This is a genomic window from Actinospica acidithermotolerans, from assembly GCF_018139625.1.
Lineage (GTDB): Bacteria > Actinomycetota > Actinomycetes > Streptomycetales > Catenulisporaceae > Actinospica > Actinospica acidithermotolerans.
The window spans coordinates 1-7130 of sequence record NZ_JAGSOH010000201.1 but is presented as its reverse complement, the minus strand read 5'-3'; the positions used below and the strand labels follow the sequence as shown (position 1 = coordinate 7130).

Here is a 7130-nt window from a genome sequence, read left to right as displayed (position 1 = left end):
GGGGGGAGGTGTGCGGGATGCGCACGGGACCGGGTGTGGGCGCGGGAGTCTACGAGGGTGGTCCGCGGTTCGGCGCGGTGCACAAAGACGTGTACGGTCGAGGGTTTTTCGGTCCGCCCAAGGGCGGGCGCGGCCGGGTGATCAACCTGCCGGTATGCCTTGCCGATCTTCTGTCCGAGAGGGTCGAGGCGGTCGGCGGGCGGCCGCTGCTGTTCGCCAACCGGCACGGTGAACCGGTCCGGCACCGCGACTTCCGGCGATTGTGGCGGGCGGCGTGCGACGGTGGGCTGCCGCGCCACGCCGCGGGACGGGAGCGTGGGGGAGCCGGCCACGGCGTCGGCCCACCGCGGTCTGCGGTTCCAGAACTTGCGCTACACGCGCAAGACGATGCTCATCGAGCTCGGCGTCCCGGAGATCCCGCAAGACGAGCGTCTCGGGCACCACCCACCCGGGATGCGGGGCGTCTACGCCCGCACCATCACGCGGATGCGGCGGGCGATGGCGGAAGGGCTTCAGGCACTCTGGGAGTGGCTCTGAACTGCCGAAACACGGACAAGCGAGGGCGAGGACGAGGCTGGCCGCGAGCTTGAGAACTGTGCGCGTCGAACTAGTCCACCAAATCGGCCACTCTCTGTAGTCAATGCTGGCCCAAGCCGACTTCAGCAGGCTCGGCCGACATGCGTTCATGCAAAACGTTCGTTTCGGCCGGCTCGGACCGTGCGGGGCCATGACCTGCGGGCGCATACAGCGAGGACGGCTGGGGCTGCTCTGCGGTCACGAGCTACAACGTGACCTTCTCGCCCGCTTCGACGCCCTGGTCATCGCCTGCAGCACCCCGGTCAACGTCGCCTCCCGCATGGTCGCCGCCCAGTTGCGCTTCGGGATCGACACGCGCGTCCCGGACCCTCCATCGACCTCGCGGACGTGCTCTTCGGCGCATGGATAAACAGCGGTCTCGTCCGCTCCCCAGTAGTTGCGGCGACCGGTCCTCTCCCAGGGCCTTTCGCATGAGCGTCGCCGGCGCCATCGCGTAGCGGTGAGCGGCATCATGGCGACCTGTGCTGATGCCTGAAGGCGTTTCTCGGGCGAAACACTCCAGGTACCGTATGAGTATGACGAGTACTCTTGACCGTCCCGACTTCGCGGCCAGGCCGATTCACGGGCCCAACGAGGTCCGGAGCGCCCTTGAGCCGTATGCGACGGACGAGACGCTCGCTCTCTACGACCAGCAGGTCGAGCAGGCGTCGAAGGACGCTATCGAACTAGACAGTGGCGAACCGCTCGCTAAGGTCCTGAGTCACTGGTGGGACGTCGCGCAGGTGGCGCGCGGCGCGATCGAGCCCGAGCGCCGTGGTTCGGGCCGGGAAGAGTTCATCGAAGCGTGGGAAGCCGCCCATCCGGGCGAGAAGCTGGACCTGGCCTGAGCCGTGGTCTACGCCTGGGACTTCATGAACGACGAGGTCCGCGATCGAGCCGCCACGATGCCCATCGAGGGTGCCCGTGCCTTCCTGGAGGTCATGGCTGCCGCCGAGCTCAACCCCTGGGAGGTTGAGCTCGCGCCGGACGAGAAGCGGACCCGGAACATGCCGACGGTTCACTTCGGGCCGCACGGCGAAGGCATGGTCACTTACCTGATCTATGAGCCTGATCGGCAGTTGCTCGTCACCGACGTCACGTGGGTCGGGTAGAGACTGATGCACGGCCTGACGCAGGATTCTGTCGGTGGGCTCCCGTACGGTCTTGCGCATGGCACCGGAAACCAGCTCCAGCCCACCTCGCCGGTTGCCGGTGGCGCAGAGGGTTGGCAAAGGCCGCCAACTGAGGCGGGACTCCCCTGTGACCTACCTGCTGACAGTCGACCGTAACCTCGGCGGCACTTCACGGCCGCGACTGCCGTAAGGGCTCGCACGCGACTGACAGCGACGGATGCGATTCGTTGCTGTGCCTGCCCAGCACCTTCCCGCAGCTGCACCGGACCACCTGGGGGAGGCCTGGTCGAGGCTCGCCGTCGCCGAGTCCTGACCTCGTGGGCGGCACCGACAGGCATCGACGAGAGCGTAATTCAGTGGTGACAGCCAGCCGCTGGAGCAACGCGGCGGCGGTATTGAATCTCGCGACCTTGTCGTGTGAATGCGCTTGCTGATGGTGACGTGCCCAGGGTGGTGCGCGGGTTGCGTGAGCCTGGCCGCCCTCGCGTCGTGCTGGACGTCCGGATCTTCGAAGATCACGCTGCGGTCAGGTGCTGCAGTCGGTGCGGCGGATCGGACGGGTGTGCGATGGCGTATGCGGAGCGGAGCGGGCGAGGTTGGCGGGCGCGCTGGTCGATGGGTGGCGGGCGGTTCGGGAGCAAGTCAGGGTTCGCAGGGAAACGTGCGGCGCAGCAGTACGCGGATGAGCAGGAGCTCGCCGCTCGGCTCTGGCCTCGGCTTCGCGTGGAGCCTGGACTGACGGTGGGGGAGTGGTGGCAGCGCTGGTCTGCGGCGCAGGACCTGGCGCCGGCGACGTTGGAGAGTTACGCCCAGCAGTACCGGCGGTATGTGCACCCGCGCTTCGGACAGCGGGCGTTGGCCGAGATCACCGGCTTGGACCTGTCTGAGTTCGCCCGCGATCTGCGGGAAGCGGGGCTTGCGGCGTCGAGTGTGACCGTCGTGCTGAGTGTGATCCGTGATCTGCTCGCGGATGCCGTGGCGGAGGGGCTGATCCCTTCCGCGCCCCCGCTACGTCTCCGGCACCGGCGTACCGGAGCGGGCGCACCTGTGCGCCCGGGTGTCGCCGTAGACGTGGAGACGGTGCTCGCGGTCTGTGCGCGCCTTCCTGCGCAGGAGGCGCTGATGGCTGTGGTCGCGTTGTTCACCGGCATGCGGTGGGGCGAGGTGTGCGGGATGCGACGGCAACACCTGCACCCGCCGGGCGAGCCGGGCGGCCCCGACGGCGCGTGGTATCGCATCGACACGACACGCGGCGCGGTACATGAGGACGTGCACGCGCGCCGATTCTTCGGCCCACCCAAGGGCGGGGCCGGACGCGTCATAGACCTGCCGGGCTTCCTCGCCGACCTGCTCACCGAACACGCCGCGAACACCGGTGGGCGAGAGCTGCTGTTCGCCAACCGGCGCTCCGCGGCGATCAGGCACACCGACTTCCTGACTCGCTGGCGTCGGGCTTGCGACGGCTCGCTCATGGGCGCCGCTGCCGGCGGTGCGGCACCCGATGCGCTCGCGCCCATCTGCCTGGGGCTGCGGTTCCACGACCTGCGTCACAGCCACAAGAACATGCTCGTCGAGCTCGACGTCCCCGAAATCCTCCAAGACGACCGCCTCGGACACCGACCCCCCGGCATGCGCATCATCTACGCCCACCCCACCCCGGCCATGCGCGAGCAGATGATATACGGGCTCGAACAGTTGTGGGCCGACCGGGGAAAAGTCCAGGTCAGCCCGTGAATCATGGCCAAAAATCCATTATGCATGAAAAGGGCCCAGTTTCGAGAGTTGGCGATCTACTTGAACGGACAGCCCGCCCACACGCCTAAAGGCCCAGGTCAACGGCGTGCATGTAAAGGCACGTGCGCGACAGTTGGGCCTGCGTCGGGACCGCGCCCGCGACTGGATGCGTCGCTTGGCGTCGCACTTTTCCCCAAAACGCGATACACATGAAAGCCTGTTGTCACAAAAGCTGCAGGTGAACGGCGCTGGAACCCCGATTTCTGGTCTTCTCATGCATAATCTCTCTTGTGGCATGTGGGGGTCGGTGACCTGCGAGTATTAATCGGTCACCGGCTCCCGCCTCGCATTATGCTGCGATCCCGTGCGGTTCTCTGCAGATCTCTGCCATCTGCTGCCGGGTTTTGCTTCGGATCTTCCCCAGATTTTCCCCACTTCAGGGGTCTGATACATGGCGCGCGGGTGATGGCGCCACCTGGGACATTCTAGTCGAGGGCGGCGCAGGGAACTGAGGCGAGCCGTCCGCTTGAACTCCGGCCGGGGCGGAGGCGGCACCCTCGTCCCTCGGACACTGACTGAGGCCGGAGTGTCGTTTCGCGGTGGGCCGGCTCGCGTTCTTCCGGCATGGCATTACGGTCCGTGCGGGGCGTGGAGGCAAGGGGTGCGGATCCGCGATGGTTCATCGAGCTTGAAAATGCTTCACGGCCGGCTGTCTGCGGCGGGAGGATGTGAGGGTGGCTGACACACTTTCCTCGGGCGCGATGTCGCAGATGTCGGGCGGCGACGTGAGCTTCCCGCCGATCGAGAACGGCCTGGACTACCTGTGCAGCGTCGTGGACCACCTGGTCAAGACCGGGGAGGAAAGCCCGGGCGCGCGCGATCTGAAGTATGCGGTCCTGCACCTGCAGGCGGCGGTGGAGGTGCTGCTCAAGGCCCGGCTCCAGGCCGAGCACTGGACCTTGGTGTTCAAGGTCCCGGGCACGGCGGCGCGTGCCAAGTTCGAGTCCGGCGAGTTCGAGAGCTGCTCGACCGAGGAGACCCTCGCCCGTCTGAGGGACATCGTCGGCCTGGACTTCGCCGCGAAGGATGTCACGGCCCTGAACAAGCTGCGCAAGGATCGCAATGCACTGCAGCATTACGGGCTGACCGCGTCCGGACCGGCCACCGAGGCCCGCGCCGGGCGTGTCCTGGACTTCCTCGTCGGGTTCCTCGACGAGCAGTTGCTGTCCACGCTCGACGCGGCGGTGGTCGACCGGCTCGAGCGGGACTACACAGGCCACATCCGCCGCGGGCTCGGCGAGATCCGCGCGTTTGTCAGGAACCGTATGAACCGACTGCGCCCGGAGCTGGATCCGTGGTCACCGCGTGTGGTTCAGTGCCATCAGTGCAACCAGTTCGCGCTGCTGGTCGACGGGCAGGCGAACCGGTGTCACTTCTGTGGGATCGATTGGGGCGAGCAGGCGGCGACGGGCCTGGCCGAGGTGCTGGGGAGCTTCGGGAGTCCGGCCCGCTGCCCGGGGTGCGGTGAGAATGAACTCGTGCGCGGAGTCGTCACCGCGTACAGCGGTGAGGAACTCGCCCTGTGCTTCGCATGCAGCGAGGAGTTCGGGTCTCTGACGGAGTGCGCGGACTGCGAGCACCCGTTCGCTCCGCAGGACGGCGAGAACCTGTGCAGCACATGCTTCGACGATGAGCACTACAACCAGATGCAGCACTTTTACACCGTCACGAACCCCGAGATCGGCTAAGCGCCAGACGACCGCGAGCGGCGGGCCCCGCGGCTCGCGGTTGCCGGGCCCGTAGGGGTTCGGCAACATGGCCAGCGCCGCTTTGCCCGTGTGACAGCAGTGGCGCGTGCGAGTCGAGGCGGCCCCAAGAACCCAGCCATAGTGAGCCATGCCCGCCAGCGCCACCAAACCCGCGGCCCGAACAGCTGCCCGCTCGGAACCGTCGAGCCCTACCCCGGCGGGGACACCCCCGTCATCGGGCTTCACCTGCCGCCGCCGGAGTGAGTGCTGTCCCCGCAAACCGCACCCGACGATTTGCTCAGTTCGTACAAGCGGGCACCGGAGGCGGCTAACGCCTAGGCGGCCCGCGCCGCGTAGACGAAGGCGCCGGCGGCCAGCTTCAGGCTTGCGCGGGCACCCCGGAACTTCCGAGGCCAGAGTACTCCGTGAGGCGGAGGAAGGTCCCTGCGCAGGCCGGTTGCTCGCCAGGTGCTCCCTATGCCCGTCGAACTGGTCGTGGTCGCAATACTCAACGACCTGGACGCGTCACGGCCGAAAACGTCGTCATCACCACATTCACTGCCTGCAGTAGCTCGCCGAAGTCTCGAGCTCAGGTCTCTGGCCCACAGAGCAACTCTGTTTCCTTTTGGACGTAGGCCCAAAGAACGTCCGCGGTGCGACCCGGAGCCGTTTCCACCGTCTCTGTGTGCCCGTTCTGCGGCATGTCCGCTGCATCCGTGAGTGCGACGGGCCATCGCTCGACATTTCGCCATTGGTGAAGCACCGACTGCTCAACAGCATAGGCCTTCCATCCTTCGGCGAAATATCTCTGCTCGTGAAGATCCCAGCCCATGCGAGAGTGCACGGCGACACGGGCGCTTCCCACGTTACAGATTCCTACTTTCGCGATGCCGCGAGCGGTTTCCATGACCAAGTATACAAAAGCTGGAGCGGCGGGATTAAAGCCATAGGTTGCATGCGCTGGGCATGGCGATGAGCCTCTCCGTACACTTTGAACGATGGGGAATATAGTTAACCCGCAGTCAGGAATGAGGCACCGTGCAACCCACCGTTTCCGCCTGCCTGGGAACGGGACTGAGGGATCTGGCTCGGCGCCCGATTCTCTGAGAATCTGCGCTGCGAAGGCTGGATCCAGCGGGGCGTTCCCCGCGCAGTAAATGCAACCCCGAGAGCCCTGGTTCTTGACAGCGTGGAGGCTTGGTTTCACCTCCCGAGCACAATTCCTACATTTTGAGCGCCAAGGCTTATCGACTCCAGGGTACCGATCGATCGGCTCGACCTCACCCAACCGAAACATGTAATCCCAGGCTGCGGCTGGGGGGATCTCGATGCCAGCGCACCATTTGCATGCCCTGTTTCCGCGCCGGATCGTCATTAGACGCGGCGTAATCACTGAGCCGCAGTGGAGACATTCGCACTCCCACGGGTCATCCACTCTCGGGTATGGAACCAACGGGCGGGCCCCCGCCCGGAACATCTCTGGCTCAGCTATGTGATCCGGCACCCTGGCCTTTCCGCTACACCATTTACATGGCCCCTGATTACCATTGCAAACATTATCGTATCGCGGAGAGATGGGCGACGTGCAATTCATGCAAAGGCATCGCCACTTTTCGCGCGAACCGGGGTAAGGTTCCAGTGGATAAGCGCGTCTGGAAATCATCCGCTGCCTGGCGGCCGACGGATCAATAGTCATAGTTAATGCCCCCTGAGTGCAGTGGCGGGCTTGCAAGGCCGAGCAGTCCATGGCACGGTTTCACCTCAGTGCGGCTGTATCCTCTAGTGCCGCATCAGGTTACGTTCGCCTCGTCGGTGTGTGATGCTCAAGGGCGTGGATGACGCGATGCGCGAGCGGCTTTCGGGGCTGTGGGATGAGCACCGAAGTGCCCCGTTCCCACCGTCGGACCGCGGCCGCGACCTCGGGGGCGTGGACCTCGTC

6 protein-coding genes are annotated in these 7130 nt (G+C 65.8%); 5 read left to right on the top strand and 1 reads right to left on the bottom strand.

Annotation, left to right across the window (positions count from 1 at the left end):
* Positions 1-299: hypothetical protein (locus KDK95_RS33370; RefSeq protein WP_212522359.1), on the bottom strand; the 299-nt coding region annotated here is incomplete at its 3' end.
* Positions 300-315: 16 nt separating this feature from the next.
* On the opposite strand from KDK95_RS33370, the gene KDK95_RS33365 reads away from it, so the two are divergent.
* The 5 genes from KDK95_RS33365 (at position 316) to KDK95_RS33345 (ending at position 5191) form a co-directional block, all read left to right on the top strand.
* The gene (locus tag KDK95_RS33365; RefSeq protein ID WP_212522358.1) at positions 316-537 is read left to right on the top strand and encodes a hypothetical protein; all 222 of its coding nucleotides are present in this window, start codon (positions 316-318) and stop codon (positions 535-537) included.
* Positions 538-1112: 575 nt separating this feature from the next.
* The gene (locus KDK95_RS33360) at positions 1113-1424 is read left to right on the top strand and encodes a hypothetical protein (protein ID WP_212522357.1); all 312 of its coding nucleotides are present in this window, start codon (positions 1113-1115) and stop codon (positions 1422-1424) included.
* 24 nt (positions 1425-1448) lie between these two features.
* Positions 1449-1688, top strand: coding sequence for a hypothetical protein (locus KDK95_RS33355; RefSeq protein ID WP_212522356.1), 240 nt, complete (start codon positions 1449-1451; stop codon positions 1686-1688).
* A 744-nt stretch (positions 1689-2432) separates the two neighbouring features.
* Entirely contained in the window at positions 2433-3443 is a 1011-nt protein-coding gene (locus KDK95_RS33350) for a tyrosine-type recombinase/integrase (protein WP_212522355.1), read from the top strand.
* Positions 3444-4177: 734 nt separating this feature from the next.
* The gene (locus KDK95_RS33345) at positions 4178-5191 is read left to right on the top strand and encodes a hypothetical protein (protein WP_212522354.1); all 1014 of its coding nucleotides are present in this window, start codon (positions 4178-4180) and stop codon (positions 5189-5191) included.
* Positions 5192-7130: the final 1939 nt, after the last annotated feature.

Bases quoted from the DNA above. Each gene is read 5' to 3' on its own strand.
- KDK95_RS33360 (WP_212522357.1), top strand. From the start codon at position 1,113: ATGACGAGTACTCTTGACCGTCCCGACTTCGCGGCCAGGCCGATTCAC.
- KDK95_RS33355 (WP_212522356.1), top strand. From the start codon at position 1,449: ATGAACGACGAGGTCCGCGATCGAGCCGCCACGATGCCCATCGAGGGT.